At 48.4% G+C, this 18,980-nt stretch carries 15 protein-coding genes and 1 pseudogene; 8 read left to right on the top strand and 8 right to left on the bottom strand.

What is annotated here, in order from left to right; all coding sequences use genetic code 11:
* Positions 1-41 precede the first annotated feature (41 nt).
* A complete protein-coding gene (locus B0X71_RS16430; protein WP_077590438.1) occupies positions 42-458 on the bottom strand; it encodes a universal stress protein in 417 nt (138 codons plus the stop codon).
* Positions 459-892: 434 nt separating this feature from the next.
* On the opposite strand from B0X71_RS16430, the gene B0X71_RS16425 reads away from it, so the two are divergent.
* From B0X71_RS16425 to B0X71_RS16405, 4 genes are all read left to right on the top strand, one after another.
* A complete protein-coding gene (locus tag B0X71_RS16425) occupies positions 893-2,104 on the top strand; it encodes an NAD(P)/FAD-dependent oxidoreductase (RefSeq protein WP_077590437.1) in 1,212 nt (403 codons plus the stop codon).
* Positions 2,105-2,802: 698 nt separating this feature from the next.
* Positions 2,803-4,335, top strand: a complete 1,533-nt coding sequence (locus B0X71_RS16415) for a BCCT family transporter (protein ID WP_077590435.1) — start codon at positions 2,803-2,805, stop codon at positions 4,333-4,335.
* 260 nt (positions 4,336-4,595) lie between these two features.
* Positions 4,596-5,534: an ion channel gene (locus B0X71_RS16410; RefSeq protein ID WP_156889899.1), complete on the top strand. Its 939-nt coding sequence runs from the start codon at positions 4,596-4,598 to the stop codon at positions 5,532-5,534.
* 334 nt (positions 5,535-5,868) lie between these two features.
* Positions 5,869-6,159 carry a YetF domain-containing protein gene (locus B0X71_RS16405; protein ID WP_077590433.1) on the top strand — a complete coding sequence of 97 codons (291 nt, stop codon included), beginning with the start codon at positions 5,869-5,871 and terminating at the stop codon, positions 6,157-6,159.
* A gap of 111 nt (positions 6,160-6,270) precedes the next feature.
* Here B0X71_RS16405 and B0X71_RS16400 read toward each other — a convergent pair whose 3' ends face one another.
* Together B0X71_RS16400 and B0X71_RS16395 are read right to left on the bottom strand one after the other, a co-directional pair.
* Positions 6,271-6,513, bottom strand: a complete 243-nt coding sequence (locus B0X71_RS16400) for a hypothetical protein (protein WP_077590432.1) — start codon at positions 6,511-6,513, stop codon at positions 6,271-6,273.
* Positions 6,514-6,560: 47 nt separating this feature from the next.
* Entirely contained in the window at positions 6,561-7,559 is a 999-nt protein-coding gene (locus tag B0X71_RS16395; RefSeq protein WP_077590431.1) for a potassium channel family protein, read from the bottom strand.
* 226 nt (positions 7,560-7,785) lie between these two features.
* On the opposite strand from B0X71_RS16395, the gene B0X71_RS16390 reads away from it, so the two are divergent.
* A complete protein-coding gene (locus B0X71_RS16390; protein ID WP_077590430.1) occupies positions 7,786-9,105 on the top strand; it encodes a DUF2252 domain-containing protein in 1,320 nt (439 codons plus the stop codon).
* A gap of 17 nt (positions 9,106-9,122) precedes the next feature.
* On the opposite strand, the gene B0X71_RS16385 is transcribed toward B0X71_RS16390, so the two are convergent.
* The 3 genes from B0X71_RS16385 to B0X71_RS16380 all read right to left on the bottom strand — a co-directional run bounded on the left by B0X71_RS16385 (position 9,123) and on the right by B0X71_RS16380 (position 12,656).
* Positions 9,123-9,743, bottom strand: a complete 621-nt coding sequence (locus B0X71_RS16385; protein WP_077590429.1) for a class I SAM-dependent methyltransferase — start codon at positions 9,741-9,743, stop codon at positions 9,123-9,125.
* Between the two features lie 121 nt (positions 9,744-9,864).
* Positions 9,865-10,020 (bottom strand): hypothetical protein, encoded by a 156-nt coding sequence (locus B0X71_RS21040; protein WP_156889898.1) that lies wholly within the window; start codon positions 10,018-10,020, stop codon positions 9,865-9,867.
* 185 nt (positions 10,021-10,205) lie between these two features.
* Positions 10,206-12,656, bottom strand: coding sequence for a S8 family serine peptidase (locus B0X71_RS16380; protein WP_077590428.1), 2,451 nt, complete (start codon positions 12,654-12,656; stop codon positions 10,206-10,208).
* Positions 12,657-12,978: 322 nt separating this feature from the next.
* Here B0X71_RS16380 and B0X71_RS16375 point away from each other — a divergent pair, with 322 nt between their 5' ends.
* Positions 12,979-14,316, top strand: coding sequence for an RNA-guided endonuclease InsQ/TnpB family protein (locus B0X71_RS16375; protein WP_198038641.1), 1,338 nt, complete (start codon positions 12,979-12,981; stop codon positions 14,314-14,316).
* Positions 14,317-14,658: 342 nt separating this feature from the next.
* Here the strand turns inward: B0X71_RS16375 and B0X71_RS16370 are convergent, their stop codons facing one another.
* Both B0X71_RS16370 and B0X71_RS16365 read right to left on the bottom strand, forming a co-directional pair.
* The gene (locus tag B0X71_RS16370) at positions 14,659-15,294 is read right to left on the bottom strand and encodes a response regulator (RefSeq protein WP_077590426.1); all 636 of its coding nucleotides are present in this window, start codon (positions 15,292-15,294) and stop codon (positions 14,659-14,661) included.
* Positions 15,287-17,116, bottom strand: coding sequence for a GAF domain-containing sensor histidine kinase (locus B0X71_RS16365; protein WP_232336721.1), 1,830 nt, complete (start codon positions 17,114-17,116; stop codon positions 15,287-15,289). The genes B0X71_RS16370 and B0X71_RS16365 overlap by 8 nt, the downstream gene beginning before the upstream one ends.
* Positions 17,117-17,371: 255 nt before the next feature.
* On the opposite strand from B0X71_RS16365, the gene B0X71_RS16360 reads away from it, so the two are divergent.
* Positions 17,372-17,968, top strand: coding sequence for a class I SAM-dependent methyltransferase (locus tag B0X71_RS16360; protein ID WP_077590425.1), 597 nt, complete (start codon positions 17,372-17,374; stop codon positions 17,966-17,968).
* Positions 17,969-18,030: 62 nt separating this feature from the next.
* Positions 18,031-18,882, top strand: a pseudogene (gene ypfJ, locus B0X71_RS16355) (KPN_02809 family neutral zinc metallopeptidase).
* Positions 18,883-18,980 lie beyond the last annotated feature (98 nt).

Genomic DNA, 18,980 nt, shown 5'->3' with positions numbered 1-18,980 from the left:
ACAGGCAGGCGCCAGTGAAGCCTGCCTTTTGATATTCATGATTATTTTACAATCAGAATCGGGCAGGATACCCGTTTGATGGCTTTGTGGCTGACACTGCCCAGCACCATTTCCTGAAATGCATTCAGTCCTCTGCTGCCCATGACAAGAATGTCGAAATCCCGGGCATTGGCAAAGGAAACAATGGCTGGACCGGGTTCGCCTTCAGTCAGTTCAATGCTGTAGGAAAGCCCGGCCCGCTCCAGTATTTGCACAGTACCGGCCAGCCGGCTTTCTCTGATTTCCTGTAAAGTGTCAGCGTCATTCCTGACAGCGATTTCCTTTTTTGACTTTGACGAATCCCAAACATATAAGACGGTGACTGATGATTTTTCAGGCAGTGCCAGGTTGATCGCAGCCTTTGCAGCACGCTCAGCATGGGCGGAACCGTCAGAAGCCAGTAAAATTTTGTTGTACATTCATCTTCCTCCTCCATTTCCGGGCCGTGTATCAGTGGTGCGTCCGACCTTATGAATATCTTTTTCTTGGCATTTACTTATCGGGATGTACTGCTTTTATTATAATCTACTCGGGCTTTTTTAGACAGAATATTCTTTAATATTGACGAGTTATGGTCAATTAAAGAAGTTATTGATAATTATGATCTCTGGTATACAATCATTCCAATCTGTTTATCGGGGTCACTCATAGGAAATAAGTACAGTGATGGTTATAAGTATTGGCGAACAGCTGATTTGGTAATCGATATTATTCTGTACTTTCGCACAATATGACGGACTCTGGTACGATAAATGAATACCCCGATTCGGGAAGGAAAGCGGCGTCCAGGTTAAGCGTCGGGTCCTATCGGCTTTTACTGTTAATTAATATATAGAAGAAAGGCGGAGATGTAATGAGTGCTAGACCGAAAATCGTCATCCTTGGGGCAGGCTATGCCGGCCTGACAACCGCAAGGAGATTAATCGGGACATTGTCATCTGAGCAAGCGGAAATCGTGCTGGTCAATAAGCATAATTACCATTATGAGGCGACTTGGCTGCACGAAGTGGCTGCCGGAACGCGTTCGCCGAATTCGGCCCGCGTCATGATCAGCGATGTGATCAGTCCGGACAAGGCCACGCTGATTTATGACACGGTAGTGGAAATCAGAAAGGATGAGAACCGGGTCATTTTGGAGAATGACGAACTCACATATGATTACTTGGTTATTGCGCTCGGCTGGAAATCCAATGATTTCGGCATTAAGGGCATGGCGGAAAATGCATTCGCAATCGAAGATATTGATTCGAGCCGGCTGATCAGCGAACATCTAGAGTATCAATTCGCAAAATACCGAAGTGATCCGGCCGCTGATGAAGAAAACCTGAATATTTTGGTCGGCGGTGCCGGGTTCACCGGCATCGAATTTGTGGGTGAACTGGCAGAACGGGTGCCGGAACTCTGCAAGGAATATGACATAGACCGCAGCAAAGCCCGGATTATCAATGTGGAAGCGTCACCGTCGATTCTTCCAATGTTCGATGAAGAGCTTGTGGAATATGCAAGGAAATCACTTGAAGACCGTGGTGTCGAAATCAGGACCGGCGCTGCGATTTCAGAATGTACACCGGAAGGATTTATCGTCGGTGACGAAAAGGAATTGATCAAAGCGGGCACGATCGTCTGGACCGGCGGCGTTAAAGGCAGTCCGGTTTTGGAAAAATCCGGCTTTGAACTGACAAAAGGAAAGGTCAATGTCAATGGTGATCTGCGCCTTGCGGGCGAAGAGAATATATTTGTGATCGGTGACTGTTCGTGGGTCTGGAATAAGGAAGCGGACCGGCCCTATCCGCCGACTGCCCAGCTGGCGATGCAGGAAGCAGATACGGTGGCGGCGAACCTGCAGGCGCTGCTCACCGGCCGGGCGCTGAAGGAATTTGTGTTTGATGACAAGGGAACAGTCGCATCACTCGGCAATTCAGACGGCATCGGCAATGTATTCACCGGTGTCAAACTGAAAGGCAAACAGGCTGCGGCAATGAAGAAAATTGTAGATAACCGCTCCCTTTACCTCATGGGCGGACCAAAACTGGTACTGAAAAAAGGAAAACTGCGGCCGTTCTGATCGTTCCGGCTGCAGCCGGGACGAAGACGGCAAAATGAGGAGGAAATTGCAGATGAAGAACGTATTGGTCGGACTGGCGGTCATTCTGGGGTCGTTGGCAGGTTATCGGCTTATGAGCCAATATCGTGAAGAATCAAGGGATTTTCGTTAATGACCGAGGAAGAAGGGTTATTCGGGAAAGTCAGCGAAGACTGGCCATCCATGATGGTCTTTTTTGCTTTATTGAACCGGAGGGGTTCTTACGGGCTGTTATTATATATGTTGGATTAAAGACCGTGTATACAGAACGCTCAAGGAGGGCAAAGATGATTGCTTCTCACTGTTCCTATCCCGTAAAACGGCGCCACTTCCAGGTTCGTATAAAAGGTAAGGACGAAAAGGAATGTGGTCTCTATGTTTATGATGAATTGAATCGGAAGCAACCGTTTTATACCGTTGATATCACTTTTATGTTATGCCTGATAATGGAACTCGAAAGTCTGATGAAACTAAAGAAGGGGGAATGACTTAATTTCTAAGAAAGGGGGAAATAAGTAAAGCTGGGATTTCAGCAAATACTTTTCATGGATGCATTTCCATTCGCAATGTGTCCTTTTTCGTTTATAGGTGAAAAGGAAGCGGTTTTGGGAATCATCTTCGCTTTCAATAATGCTGTTTAACAAACCTTGTTTTATACCAATAAAGAGAAAGGGGATTATATGACTGCTTTAAAAAAGAAGAAACCGGGATCCGTCTTCTATTTATCAATTTTGATTGTTGCGGTCATCGTAGCCTGGGGTGTCTTTGCGACTGATAATTTCAACAGCGTAACCAGTGCAGGGCTTCAATGGGTCACCACCAATTTGGGGTGGTTCTATGTGATGACGACTGCGGTTTTTGTAGTGTTCAGTATTTATCTGGCGTTCGGCAGAAACCAGGACGTGAAGCTGGGGAGCGACGATAGCGAACCGAATTATTCGTTTCTGTCATGGATCGGCATGCTTTTTGCCGCCGGTATGGGCGTCGGTCTTGTGTTTTGGGGGACAGCAGAACCGATTCTGCATTATATCGAGCCGCCTCCCGGTGTGGAAGGCCGTACTGTGGAAGCTGCCCGGGCTTCACTCGTTTACAGTATTTTTCATTGGGGAATCCAACCATGGGCGATTTATGCGGTTGTCGGCATAGCGATCGCTTATTTTAAATTCCGGAAAAACAAGCCCAGCCTGATCAGTGAAACGCTGAGGCCGGTGTTGGGCAACAAGGTCGATGGACCGCTCGGCAAGACAGTCAACATTATCGCCACAGTGGCGACGACTGTAGGAATTGCGACTACCTTCGGTTTTAGTGCCATGCAGATGAGCGGCGGCATAAGCGAGGTGTTCGGCACTCCGAATTCCGTAATGGTTCAACTTATAATTACAGGCGTAGTCGGCGTTGTCTTTATCGGTGTTGTCTTTGCCGGTATCGATAAAGGCATGCGGCGGTTAAGCAATGCTAACTTGGCACTTGCCGCACTGCTTCTGCTGGCCGTATTTTTGTTTGGTCCCACTGTCCGGCTGATCGGTGATTTTTTCGTCTCTCTCGGTACGTATATTAGAGATTATGCATATTTAAGTCTGGAATTGCACCCGAACCGCGATACAAATTGGCAGGCGGAATGGACATTCTTTTACTGGGGCTGGCTCATTGCCTGGGCGCCGTTTGTCGGCATGTTCATCGCCCGTGTCTCAAGAGGACGGACCATCCGGGAGTTTGTGCTGGGTGCCTTGCTTGTCCCGGCTTTGCTCGGGGCTTTCTGGTTTGTCGTTTTCGGCGGAACCGCTATCTATTTAGAACGCAGTGGCGCTGCGGATATTGCGGCTAAGGCACAAAATACGCCGGAAATCGCATTATTCCTGTTACTGGATGAATTGCCTTTCGGATTTGCGCTCAGTATTCTGGCCCTTGTGCTGATCATCATTTTTTTCGTGACTTCCGCTGTTTCAGCCACTTATGTACTCGGTGTGCTGTCTTCGGCCGGAACGTTGAAGCCGAGTAAAAAAATCCAAGCTGCATGGGGAGCCGGCATCATTGGAATTGCAGCAACATTGCTGCTCAGCGGAGGTTTAGAAGCCCTGCAAGCCGCCTCCGTTATTGTGGCACTTCCTTTCGCCTTCATCCTGCTGGTCGTCTGTTTATCAATGGGGCTTGCGCTGAAGAGAGAAAGGCAGGAAGCAGGAGAAGGCGGTAAGCAAGAAGCCAGGGAAAGTTGAATTGTCCATGCTTGAGGGATTTTCAGTCCTGTGGCCTTCTGGTTTATGTCTCACAGTAATCCCCATGAAAATTCGGTTTGTCATTGCCCGTGTCTTACGGCAAGCGGGCAATCCGCTGGTGGCTGGAATCCAAGGGAATTAAAAGAAAAAAGGAAAAAGGTATTCTGAAAGGGAGGAGGAATATGGAAGTTTTCTTTTTCATAAGCGGATTATTAATTCTGCTGCTTGTTACAGCAGATATATTTATAACGACAATTTAGGTGGAAGGAGGAGCAGGACCTGTCTCTAATCGGATTGCGGTGTATACATGGAAATTCATCCGGACAATTGGAAGAAAACATAGCCGGATACTCAGCTTAGCGGGGCCGGTCATTCTGACATTGACACTTGTAGGATGGATTCTGCTACTCTGGCTCGGCTGGCTGCTGCTGTTTATGGGCGGAGACCAGGCAGTCATCGATACGCAGGATAATTTGCCGACCGAGTTAAGGGAACTCGTGTATTTCACTGGTTTTACGGTTTTTACATTAGGCGTCGGAGATTATGTACCGAAGGAAGGTCCCTGGCAGGTTGCAACAGCTATTGCATCCGGGAACGGAATGCTTTTTATCACACTCGGAGTTACGTATATCTTATCAATCCTCGGAGCTGTGACAACCCAACGCTCCTTCGCTTCTGGTATTACAGGTATCGGACAATCAGGACATGAAGTTGCGGGGAAAGCGTGGAACGGACAGGATTTTCGTGATATTGATCTCCTCTTGAATTCAGCGATCTCCCAATTAGGCACCCTTGCTTCACAGCATCGGGCTTTTCCAATTCTTCATTACTATCATAGTTTGGACTTGACAAAAGCGGCTTCTATTGGTGTTACCGTGCTGGATGAAGCATTGACTATTCTGGAGTTTGGCGTACCGGAGACCCATCAGTCGAACCGCTTCCTCCTGGAAGACACCCGTTCCGGCATTAAAAGCTATTTGGAAGCGTTGCCGGCAAAAATTGATGGGTCTGAAAGTTCGGTTCCCCCACATCCGAATCTAGCCCATCTTAGAGAGAAAGGGCTGCCGACAGTGGCTGATGAAAAGTTTCTGAATGCGCTCGATAAGTTGAATGACCGTCGCAAATCTCTTTATTCACTGGTAAAACTTGATGCACGGCCCTGGCCGGATGGTAAGGATGAAGAGGAAAACTCAAAATAAGGGTGATTCGGGCGTGTTCAGCTCTGCCGATTGATTTAAATGGAACTTTTCAAGTCTCATTGGGCTAGGATGTTTTCTGCAGAATTATATCAAAAGGAGGGATATGTATGCTTGATACATTAGTGTTTGACGGCTGGAACAGTCTCATGCGCGCCTTCTTCATGGCCTGCTGGCATATCCCTTTCTGATTCTGCTGCTGCGGCTATTCGAAAAGCGCACTCTCACTAAAATAAACATTTTCAATTTCATCATCACCATTACATATGACGCGACACTGGGAAGTGTTCTGACGAATGACAAGGTTTCGTTTGCGGAGGGAGCAGTCATTTTATTCATGCTGACTCTGCTGCAGTTTATCGTAGCGAAGTTAACGACAAATTTCAATGCAATTGCTGATCTTATTAAAGCTTCTCCCGCTTTTTTGTATGCTGACGGCCGGTTCAATGAAAAACAGATGCAGAAGCAGCAGATCCGTATCGAGGATCTGTATGCAAAAGTGCGAAAACATGGAATGAGTTCATTGGATGAAGTGGAAGCGATCGTGCTCAAAGGAAACGGTTCACTGTCAATTGTCAAAAAGGAAGAAGACAGCTCAAAAGAGACGTTGAGAGGCATAAAGGAGTAATAGATAAATTACCGGGCAAGTAAAATACACAGCCCCTCTTCTATGTTGTAGAAAAGAAGCTGTGTATTTTCGGCATGAGACCGGCACGGTTTTAAATAGCGCACAGGTAAATTACTCCTCAACCGGCGGCGCATCCTCCAATACTTCATCCGTTTCTTCTTCCACTGTCTCTTCTTCCGTTTCTTCGATCGGTTCTTCTACAGCTTCAGCATCCGGATCTTCCAGGGGACTTCCGTCTGTCTCAATTACTTCTTCCTCAGTGACTTCTTCTTCAGGGACTTCCTCTGTCTCGCCGCATCCGGCAGCTGTCAGTGAAGCTGTAAATAGCGTTAAAACGAATAGATACTTCTTCATGTGTGTCCACCTCCATTTCTGCTGGGCTGGCGTGATGCCTTCTGAGTTCATTGCTGTTCAGCGGGCCATTTCCAAGCATCGGCTCTGATCATCCCTAACAGTTTTTTTCGCCGTTCTTCAAGCTTGGAATGTGCTTGTTCAAATTCTTTTTCTGAAGTTACAGGCAGGCCGGCTGATCGAAGGCTTTCCAGGTCAACCGGCGGGGGTGCGTGATCCGCAGATTTGATGAAAGCGGAGTTCAGGGTACTCAAATAGCTCTGCACACTTGAACGGGCTTCTCTAACCCAGACTTTATTTGGCTGCCGGTGTTCGGGTATTCCATACTTGAACAGCGTCAGCGCCTCATCGAATACCACTACTGCCACCGCGGAGGCTTGTTCCGTTTTTTCACTGTGATAATAGTGGAGGATAGGATAAGCTTTGTGCTGCTGAGTCAGTGTGCTGAGTTGGGCGGAATAATCTTTCAGGAAAAGGTCGATATTACTGTAATCCTTGCCGTTCCATCCTTGTTTTACAATGATTTCGCTTTTTTCTCCCTGACCGGTAACACCTTCTGCAAATGACCGTTTTTGTGTAACGCCTCCCAGTACGGAAAGGACATAGGAAACACTGAGCGTTACAAAAAGCATACCGCTTGCTGTTGTCAGCGAAGTGGCGATCTGCCAGAAGCCGTCTTTGGGAGAGAAGTCACCATTTCCCATGGTGAACATTGTATATGCCACAAAGTATATTCGGGCTGCCCAGGTAATCGGTTCATCATCACGGGTATCAATCAATGAATTTTCATCTCCTGTGAACAGGAAGACCCAGCCTGCCCATATTGATAAAATCCACATAAATAAAATGGAAACCAGAATGATCGGCCCTGCCAGACTCAGTAGTTTTGATCTGTCTTTGGTGATGAACCGAAGCCCTTTCCAAATGACTGTTGTCAGCCGGCTTGAAATCGGTCCAGCACCTCCATCCACCCATAAAGTAGTCCAGAGCAGATCCGTAATCACGAAAAGCAGGATGAAAACGCCGAAAATAAAGTAAAGTTCATGCACTATTGTTCTCCTCCCTTTCCGGCACGCAGCTGAAGGAACAGAGCGAGTTTACCCAGCAGTCTGGCACAGTCGCCGCTCCAAAAGCATTTCTTCTTCAATACCCTCTGTATTTATCAGAAAAACGCCGGTGCCCGTAGAGGAGATAAGTTCATGTTCAACTCCTTGCTTTAGATGCCACCCTGCAATGATGGTATGATGAATGAAAATCACTCAAAGGAGGGTGAATATGGAAAGCACCAAGAAATTGAAAGCGCGCTTGCGCAAGTATACGATCGCTGAAGTGCTGAATCATTATGATGGTGAAATCCTTGGCCTGGACCGGCAAAAGCGTTCGGTCAAATACAAAAAGATGAGCCGGAATCCGTTTCGGTTCTACAGAGGAAGCGCCTATTTGTTTTACTTTGATATTTCCCGATTCCCACTTTCCTACCATACGCCCGAGGATAAACCGACCTGGATTCAGGGGGACCTGCATTTTGATAATTTCGGCGGTTTCCGGAATGAGCAGGGCGAGATGGTGTTCGATTCGAATGATTTTGATGAAGGCTATCTAGGATCTTATTTATATGATGTCTTCCGGATGGCTGTCAGCATCGGCTTGTATGCGGAAGAGCTGGATTACAGTGAGGCTGATGAAGCGAAATTCATCGTTACTTTTCTGAAGATGTACCACCAGCAGCTTGAGATTTTTGCAAAACAGGGAGAGGATCCGAAAACGCTTTTGTTCACCAAAAACAACACAGGCGGACCTGTCGCCAATGCGCTGAGCAGTCTTGAGGCGCGTGAAGCTGCAGAGAAATTGAAGGAAATGACGGCGGTGAAAGACGGTAAACGTCAGTTTAAGACGGATGGAGAGCTTGAGGCACTGACTGACACGGAACGGCAAGAGCTGGAAGTTGCCTGGCCGGAATACATCCGGTCACTGGATGAAAATAAAGAGACCGTCAATAATTACTTTAAGATAAAAGATGCCGTCCGGCTTGAAGGGAAAGGGACAGGGTCAATCGGCCTGAACCGCTACTTCATCCTGATTGAAGGTGAAGGGGAGGACCACCTGGATGATATCATCCTGGAAGCAAAAGAAGCGCGTTATCCCGCAACGGGCTATTATTTCTCTTATGATGACCTGTTCAGTCCGGATGAAGTCATGCATCAGGGACGCCGCGTAATCAGAACGCAAAAAGCGATGCATTATTTGCAGGACCCGTATCTTGGTTTCTTTTCGATCGGTGAACGCCATTTCTATGTGCGGGAAAATTCATCGTTTGATGAAGGTGTTGATCCGGAGTCGCTGCAGAGCACTGAAAGCATGCTTGACACGATAGAAGCCATGGGGAAAGTGACTGCGAAAATCCATGCGCGGGCCGACCACGATGTGGACGATGCCCTTCCATATGACAGCGAAACGGAAATTCTGAAAGCGATCGGCGATATCAACCGTTTTGCAGAAGATATTTCACATTTGGCGCTGTTTTATAAGCGGCAGGTGGAACAGGATTATGAATTATTCAAAGAGTGGCTGAACGAGGAATTCTCCAGTGAATAACAGGCAGACGGCCGCAGTCAGCGGCCGCTTGTTTTTGTATATAAGGCAATGCCGATCGGATGATACATATTCTCGCGCGGCGGTTCGATCAGGACGCCCCGCTGGTAATAGAATTCAGTCCCGGGATAGGGACTGAAGAGATTGCGGAATTCTCCGGGTGTGAGCTGATGCACGTGAAAAGGGTCATTACTTGGCTGTCCGCGGCCGCGGCCGAACGGAGTGGACAGAATCAGCGTGCCGCCGGGTTTCAGACGCTTCATCAGCTGTTCCAAAAACAAACGGTCATCGGGGACATGTTCGATGGTTTCAAAGCTTAAAATTGTATCGAATTGACCGAGTGAGTCCATGAAAGAGTCGTCCAATGCATCGCCTTGTCGGAAATATGCAAGGGGATGATGATAGCGGCCGCGTGCATAAGTGATTGCTTCCTGTGACAAATCCGCGCCAATGACCTGGGTGACTTTGTCTTTACATGTTTTTGCGATCAATTGTGTTCCATAGCCTGCACCGGATGCAATGTCGAGCACAGTGCCGCGGCAATAGTAAATTGCGAAATGATAGCGGGCGATGTGTTCAAGCAGCATACCGTTCATCGGATCCATATTATCCGGAACAATTCGTTCTTCTGTCAGGCGCATCGCTAACTTCCTCTCTTTTCGTTTCTGTTGATGTGAGGCATCAGGCGCCTGTTTTCAGGACTAATGAGGAATCTGCCTTCCTCTTAAATTTTGCTTGAAAGCTTGGAAGAGCATCGAAAAACTACGTGTTCTCCAAGGCCGTTTCTGTGTACTGCTCCAGAGAGAAATTCCAGGCATCGAAGCTCTTAATCGCTGTCAATGCTTCATTTCCCAAACTGGAGCCATTGTTCCATTCGAGTTCCAGCAAATCGATGCTGAATAAATGAATCATTTTCACATTTGTTTTTTCTAATATCAGTTCAGCGTGAAGGAATCTTTCAATACCAAGCTTCTTTTATCTTAGCACAAATAAAGAATGCTTATGAATTTAGGAAGAGATTAACGGAACTCATAGGTAACGCAGCAAATACACCATAGTTGCAATGAAAAAGCCGACTCCAGGAGCCGGCTTCGATCAATCTCTTATTGTGCAAAGAACACTTCGTAATACCGTGTGAACGCTACAGCAAAATCACCGCGCGAAACTTTTTCAGCCGGACTGAATGATGCCTGTACTGTCGGTGTCAGGTCGTATGTGCCTTGAGTTACAGAGAATTGCGCATTCAGGATATTCAGATCAAGTGCCAGCTGCACATAGCCTTTCAAGTGAGCTGGGATATCCCCTTGGTCAGTAATTGCAACGCGTGTATCACCGTATTGGACGGTCACATCTCCTGAAAATGCTTCAGCTTCTTCTTCAAGACCGAGGCTCTGAACAAGTGAGTAAGCGAGTTCCGCTTTTGAAACAGTTCCTTTTGGATCGAACGTGCCGTCTGCTTTGACAGTCATGACGCCTGCATTGAACTGATCATAATCACGGAACGCTGCTCCCTGGGCTGTGACTGCTTCTGCATAAGGAGATAGTTCGGCTGAAACATCTGTGAAATTTGGTGCCTCAGATAAGTTCTGGCGAACCTCGGCACCCATTACCAGGTAAGTCGCAAGTTCAGCGCGGCTCAGTTTAGAATCCGGTTTGAACAGACCATTCTCATAAGAATCAAACAAGCGGTTCTCGATGCCTGATGCGATCGCTTCTCCCGCTTCATGTCCAGCGATATCCGCCGCACCGGTTATCCCGCTGATACGGGTTGTTTTAACCGTACCTTGGACAGTTTCCGGAACGGCAAGGGCGATCGGATTTTCCGCTGTTCCTTTCAAGCCGCGGACCTCGAGTGTCCATTCGCCTGTCTGTGGACCATTGACAACGACTGTCCGCTCATAGGTGGTGGCAAACAGCAGGCTGATGCCGGAACTGTATTCCGTTCCATCTGGAGCGATCAGTACAAGATTGACCGGATTGCCAGTCTGCTCAATGAGTCCCTGAGCATTCGCAGTAGCCGAAAGGACAGACGTGCCTTCCGCTACCGGAAACTTATGCTGGGTGCTAACGTTCACTGTGTAGTCGACTGCAAAATCCTGTGTGTTGGATTCTGCAACCGCATCCGCGTTGAAGTCCTTCGTGCTGTTCAGCGTTGCGCCATACGTGTTGCCGTTAAATACCGCATCGAGTGCAGCATAAGCGTTCACATACCCGGCGCCGACTTCCCATGTCTCATAGCCCGGCATGTTCGTCGCCGTCTGTGTCAGGATCGATTTAATTTCATCCGGAGACAGTGTCGGATCCGCATCCAAGAGAAGAGCTGTGATACCGGCAACATGCGGTGTCGCCATCGATGTTCCGCTCATGATTGTGTAATACGGCAGGTGAGCGGGATCCAATGTATTTACATCTTGCTCAGTGGCTAGTGAAGTGACCGGTGAGACAGTGCGAGTTGAGACGATATCCACACCAGGTGCTACGAGTGTCGGTTCGTCTTTCCAAGTCCATGTCTTGCCGTCAAGTTCGAATGTGCCGCCGACACCTTCTGTACCGCGTGAGGAGAAATCAACCAATGTGCCGTCTTTTTCACCGGCACCTACTGAGATGACCCAAGGTGCTTTTGCGTAAGGGTTATGTGTGTTTTCGCCAGGGCCGGAGTTGCCAGCTGCGAACAAAACAGTAATTCCGCGATCATAAGCTTTTTTGCTGGCTACGTTGATCGGTGCAAGAGGTTCAAAATCACCGGAAGAACCCCATGAGTTTGTGATCACTCGAATGTTATACTCTTCCTGATGGGTAATGGCATAATCAAATCCGCCGATGCCGTCAAGGACGAATAATGCTGCGCCTGAACCGTAGCCGATCAAATCAGCACCTGGTGCCGCTCCTGCATACTCACCGCCTGACATTGCGCCTGTACCGCCGACTGTGCCGGCGACGTGGGTGCCATGACCGGAGTTCGTATCTGTGTTGATGACTCCTTCAGTATAAGAGACGGGAACAATTCCTACGATACTCTGCAGATTTGTCTGCCCGAGCACATTTTGAACAAGATTACGGCCAAACTCGTGATCTTTATGTGCGCCATCCACGCCGCTGTCATTGACGACAACGCCGATATCTTTGCCGGAGACAGGGAATCCGCCGTTCAGTTCCTGGAATGTACGGTCGGCGGCGGCTTTATCGACACCCGTAATCTGCGTGGCGTCCGCATTGTAGTACGCAAGCTTTTCATTCAAATAAACCGAAAGGACTTCGTCATTTGTTGCCAGTTTTTCCACTTGGCTCTTTGTTGCTATGGCACCGGCAATCGGCAAGCTCTTCATTGAAATTGCTGAATCGATGCCGAGATTCTCAAGCAGAGCCAGCTGGTCTGCGGACGGCTTTGAATCTCCTTTAAAGGTGATGACAATTTGCGCTGTCTCACTTTCTTCAAGCACAGACCACACTTTGTCATCGACCGCTGCAGCAGGGGCAAGGCCCGTTGCGAATGCTGCAGGGACCAGCGATAGCACCAGGACCAAGGTGCATACAATGGAAAATAATCTTTTCATCTCTCCGCCTCTTTTCATAATTGGTTTAAAATTCTTACTTTTGATTATGGGGGTACTGGAGAGCATTTCCTATTCCGCTAATGGCGTATTTTAAAAATCCGGATGGACTAGTCCCAGTACTACCGATGGCGTATTTTTAACGAATTCCGAAAGAAGTTCCCATCCTCGGGAAGCGGAGCGAGCAGGGTGGGGATGAATTTCGGTCGGCGAACGCCGACATTTTTTCTTTTCTTTCTGTCAAACTAGCCTGTATACTCGACATAAACAGAACGTGAGTTCCAGTATACAAAGGGCAATGAATGAACAGGAAGGAGGCATCGTTATGGCGGCTGACAAGAAGGGAAGTCACATCAAAGGCACGAAAAAGCAATTGCCTGACGGGTGGATAACAGGCGCGTTCCGTTATGCCATTTTTCCGACCGATGAACAGAAGCAGCGCCTGGAGATGGCATTCGGATGTGAGCGGAAAATCTACAATGAGTACGTGGCCGGGTTGGTTGAACACCTAACATCCATCGAATTCTCAGGCGGTTTTTTGACCTACAAGGTTCCGAATTACACGACGATCACTAATCGGTTTGATTTCCTTGACAAGTCAAATGACGCCTTTGTCTACAACGATGCCAAGATCCGTTTTCAGGCAGCCATCAAAAAATATAACGAGACCTACGGTAAACGCCCGCTGCACTACAAGAAATCTGTACAGAAAAAGATGAAAGCCGGCTATGTGCCTTCCCTTCGAGACGTCAAGGGGCTGCCGAAATTCCACAGTAAAAAGCAAGGCGGATTCAGCTATACAACCAACCAGACGAACGGGAATATCCGCATCGAATCGAGGGACGGCGCGACGTTTCTGCGGATTCCGAAATTCCCTGAAGGTATACCCGTTCGATTGCATCGGGAACTGCCCGCCGATGGGCTGATCAAAAAGGCGACCATCAAACGGGAAGGTGACCGCTACATCGTGGCCATTTCCGTCGATTATCCATTTGAAAAGCTGCAACTCGTGGAAAAGGTCGCCACATCCAAAATTACCGCCTTGGACTACAGCCAATCCGATTTGTACATGGACAGCGAGGGGCAAAAGGCGGAATACCCGCGGTTCCATGAATTGATCGGGAAACGGCAGCGGCGGCTGAACAAATCACTGGCCCGGATGAAAGAACGCGCGATGAAAGATGAAAACGGACAGCCTGTCTATTCGAAGAACTACCGGCAAACAGTTGTACACTATCAAAAGACCATGGCAAAGGCGGCGAACCAGCGGAACGATTTCCTTCACAAGCGCAGTCATCAGATAACCAATGATTACGATGCGATTGTGGTGGAAGACCTCGATCTGTCAAACCTGGCGCAGTGCCTGAAACTCGGCAAGAAACTGCACGACAACGGGTTCGGCATGTTCCGTAATATGCTCAAATACAAAGCGGAACGAAAAGGGAAACACTACATCGTCGCCGACCGCTTCTTCCCATCCAGTAAACTGTGCAGCGCCTGCGGCACAAAAAAAGAGAACTTGCGGCTTTCTGAACGGACGTATACGTGTGCGCATTGCCAAGCCGTGATCGACCGGGACCATAACGCGGCCCTCAACCTCAAGAACTACGGCATCCGCAAGCTGTCGAATTTGGGGTTCTTAGCCGCCCCCGTCTCCAGCTAACGTATTTTCCCGCTGAGTAGTGGTCGGGACGCCACGAATTCAAGGCTTGTGACATGGGGCGTTGGCCCTGTGAATGACCAAGCAATAAAAGAGGGGAATTTTTCTTTCCCGAAGCCCCCACTTCAAATTTTCGAAGAAAATTAAGTGGCGGGTAGTTCACTAAAATGAGTTTAGCAGCAGTGAAAGGGCAGGTAAACTGGCTTGTTCGAAAGTATAAAAATGACTGCTTGCACATCGCTATCCTTCATTCGTTAGAATCAGGCTCGACTTCGAGAGAAAAGCTGATGGGCAAATTAAAATCCCCCATGCTGAGAAAAGCATGGGGGATTTTATGTACTCCTTCTACAGCAGCGGCACGAGCCTGTTTTGCACTGCATAAATAATCGCTTGGGACCTGCTTTTGACGTCGAGTTTCCGGTAGATATTGCTGACATGGATCTTGACGGTTTTGTCGCTGATGAACAGTCGGTCTGCGATTTCTTTATTCGACAACCCTTCCACGAGCCCGAGCAACACTTCCTTTTCCCGGGGCGTCAAGGCGTTATCTTCGGGTTTCGATTCCGCCTGGTGCAGTGACAGCAGTTTTTTAGTCATTGCTTGGGGAATCACCGACTCACCATTGCTGACTGTGCGGATGGCCGCGACAACATCTTCCGATGGCGAATCCTTCAGCAGGTAACCATCTGCGCCTTCCCGTATTGCTGCCATGAAGTATTCATCGTTTTTGTACATCGTCAGCATGATAATCTTGATAGCCGGATAGCGGGCTTTTACCCATTTGGTCAAATCAATGCCGTTCATGTCCGGCATATTGATATCCATGATGATGACGTCCGGGGTGACGTTTTCGAGCATCGTTTGCAGTTTTTCACTTCCGGTCGCTTCCCCGACGACCTCCATATCATTTTCCTGCGAAATAATCGTTTTCAGTCCGTCCCGAAGAACGGCATGATCGTCTACCAGTATGACGTTAATCAACAGCCTCCGCTCCTTCCAATCCCATTTTCGGTATGCGCATTATGATTTCTGTACCTGTTTCACCACTGTTGCTGATCTGCAGCGCAGCACCGATTTTTGCGGCGCTTTCGTTCATTTGAATGATGCCGTAATGTGGTTCTTTCATCGCTTTCGTCATGGCTTCATAAAGAGAAAAACCAATGCCGTTATCTTTGATCTTAAGGAAAATTTCTTCCCGCTGATAGCGCAGGAGAACATCGATTTTTGTGGCGTTAGCATGCTTTAAGGAATTTTGGATGCTTTCCTGAATAACAGAGAAGATGACTTTTTCAGTGAGCAGGCTAAGCTGCTGCTGTGCACCGCGGACACTGAAGGAAATTGCCGGGCCTCCTGGGCCGTTCCGTGCAAATTCCTCAATTTTCCGCTCAATGGCTGCGTGCAATCCGAGTTCTTCAGTAGGCATCGGCCGCAAGGCGTAAATTGAATTCCTCACTTCTTTCAGCCCATCCCGCAGAACATCATTACTGCTAATGACAAGCTGCCGGGCATCTGCCGGACGGGAGCTTATTTTCTTTGCGGCAGTATCGAGCTTCATAATAGCGCCGGCCAGCGTTTGAGCGATGCCATCGTGAATGTCCTGTGCAATTCGGTTCCGTTCTTCCAGCAGCATCCGTTGCTCTTTTTCGCTGAATAACAGCTGCGTCTTCAGGAAGATGGCCAACTGATTGGCGATCGTTGCAATGGATTGCACATCTTCACCTGAAAATCCCTTGGTCCGGGTCTTTGTCATAATCAGGCAGCCGACCGATTCGGAGTCCAGCGTGAGTGGTGCGTACACCGCCGTCTGGACCGTTTCCTCAAAATATTGGGAAAGCGGGGCGTACATCCAATCAGGTTTATTGAAGACAGTAGTCTGTTGCAGTTGCTGAAGTGCATCTAACTCCTTATACCGGTCCTCCGGCAATTGAAAGGAGCCGTTGGCAAACGCGAGCCGCCAGCCATCTTTCTCGTCCGTCAGGAACAGAAAACACTCCTCGTAAGATACGATCTGGCCGATCAGCTGCTGGATATCGGTTTCCCAGCGCTTCACTGGAATTGCCTTATTGAGCTCTGACGAAAAATTAAACAGTGCTTTCAGCCGCTGTTTGTCAGCCCGAAGCCGGATAATCACCGAGCTTAAGATCGACAGGAAAATAAGTGGTGATAAAAAGAAGAAATAAGAAAAAATATCGGCTTCCCGCCGTGCCTGACTGCCGAGGAAATGAAGCAGGAAGCCATAGATGAGAGAAATGGTGAAACTGAACAGTTCTCCGCGTGTTTTCGCCGCCCATACAGTGAGCGGGTACTTCTCCGGGCGAATCAGGAGGACGAAATCCACAATTCCGTTGTTCACTGTATAATAGGTGCAGATGAATATCAGGAACGAAACGAAGACCGGCCAGAGAGTTGCCGCGTCTAAAACCGCAACTCCGCTGTATGCGAAATGTGCAACCAGGAGGCTCAGTACAAACTGAGCAGGATTGAAAAACACGATGCGCGCCGGCCGTCGATTGATCAGGGCGGCCAGCAGCACAGAGATGAAATGCAACATGACCGTTATCTCCAGTCCGAATATCAAATACGTCAAATACACTACCGGAAAAGACAGCGATGAGCTGCCTTTTGGAAAAGGCATCGGATAGAATTCACAGACAAAGAGAAACGCCAAAAGAAGCAGCAGTTCAACCGGCTCTCCGATTGCAGGCAGATGAAACAGTGAGTATGCAGCAGCTGCCCAGCCAAGAGCCGATATGATCAGCATATAAACTTGCGCGAGTCGGTTCCGATAAGGAACAGTATTCATATCATATCACCCTGTCTGAATCATTTGAAATGTCAATGTAAAGTAATCATATCAGTTTTTATAGAAACTGAAGTATTTTTTTAAAGTAAATGACAGGTATTTGCTGATTACGCGCTGATTCGCTTTTTCTGCATACCCCTTCTTCAGGTCCATCAGCTCTTTCGTTCTCCACATCATTCCAATTTCAGTTTAAGAATTCGCTGACGGCTGGCGGCTCTGTATAATGGATAAAGAGGAGAAACTGGAGGGAACTGCATGACAGAACATGAATGGGACCGGGCACTCCGTATTAAAACAGCCGGGACGTTGAGCGGCATTTACCAGTCAGCGCATTATAACAGGTATGAAGCCACGCCTTATGCAGGGCTTGAGGCGTTATTTGAAGAGTACGGGCTAAAGCCGGACGGGCATTTCGTCGATTTTGGCTGCGGTAAAGGGCGGGTGCCTTTTTATGTACACCGCAAATTCGGTATAACAGCGACCGGTATTGAGATGAGCGGTCACCTCTATCAGGAAGCGTTGGAAAACCAGGCAAGCTATATGGCAAAAACAAAACAGAAAAAAGGGAGTGTCCATTTTATCCGGACGTTCGCAGAAGAGTATCCCATCAATCCCGAGGACAGCATGTTTTACTTTTTCAATCCGTTTTCTGTCCAAATTTTCATGACTGTGATCAGCCGGATTCTTGAATCGGCAGAACAGAATCCACGTCCGGTTACACTAATCCTTTATTTCCCGACGGCAGATTACATTCAGTTTGCGGAACAGTCATTTAAATTGATCGGTGAAGTGAAAGTGCCGGGCCTGTATGAACGCAACAGCAATGAGCGGTTTATGATTTTCAGAAAGTGAATTAATGTCCGTCCATTCCGGGTATAGACGAAAGACAAGCAACCAGAATTGGAGGAACTGACATGAAATGGCGGGGAAGAAAAGGGAGCAGGAACGTGGAAGACCGGCGCGGCAGCCGCGGTGGCCGCGGCGGGACAGTAATTGCGGGGGGCGGAATCGGGAGTGTCCTGATCGTTCTGCTGTTCGTGTTCCTTGGCGGTGACCCGGGCGTCCTGCTGGGCAGTAATGACCCGGCACCTGCCAGTGACGTACCATACGAAGCAACGGCGGAGGAAGAGGAGCTTGTCGATTTCGTATCGGTCGTCTTGGCAGATACAGAGCAAGTTTGGAGTGAATTGTTTGCCGAACAGGGGCTTGAATACATAGAGCCGTCTCTTGTACTGTATACCGGAGTCGTCGATTCCGCCTGCGGGACGGCAAATGCTGCTGTCGGACCGTTTTATTGTCCGGGGGACCAAAACCTGTACATCGATTTGAGTTTCTATCAGGAATTGCGTCAGCAATTCCAGGCTCCGGGTGACTTTGCGATGGCATATGTCATCGCCCACTAGGTCGGCCATCATGTGCAGACACTTCTCGGTACGACGGAACAATTACAGGAAATCCGGCAGCGGCTGAACGAGGAAGAGTACAATCAATACCAAGTCCGGTTTGAATTGCAGGCTGACTATTTCGCCGGTGTCTGGGCGCATTACGCGGAAGGCATGGGCTATTTGGAAGAAGGGGACCTGGAGGAAGCCCTGGCAGCGGCGAGCGCTGTCGGAGACGATACGATTCAACAGCGGACGCAGGGCTATGTTGTACCTGAAAGTTTCACGCATGGCACGAGTGAACAGCGGCAGCGCTGGTTTTACCGGGGTTTCGAGTCGGGGACGATTGAAGCCGGTGATACATTCAACGCAATCGAACTGTAAGATGTCAGTCAGTTTTAAAAAGACCGCATTCCGTCCCTTTTGGAGTGCGGTCTTTGCCCGTCGCATGGAAAATGCGTATAATCAGACAGACAAGGAGA

The sequence above is a fragment of the Planococcus lenghuensis genome, assembly GCF_001999905.1.
Classification (GTDB): domain Bacteria; phylum Bacillota; class Bacilli; order Bacillales_A; family Planococcaceae; genus Indiicoccus; species Indiicoccus lenghuensis.
Note: the sequence above shows the minus strand (reverse complement) of the source record. Positions and strands in the feature narration are given on the sequence as shown.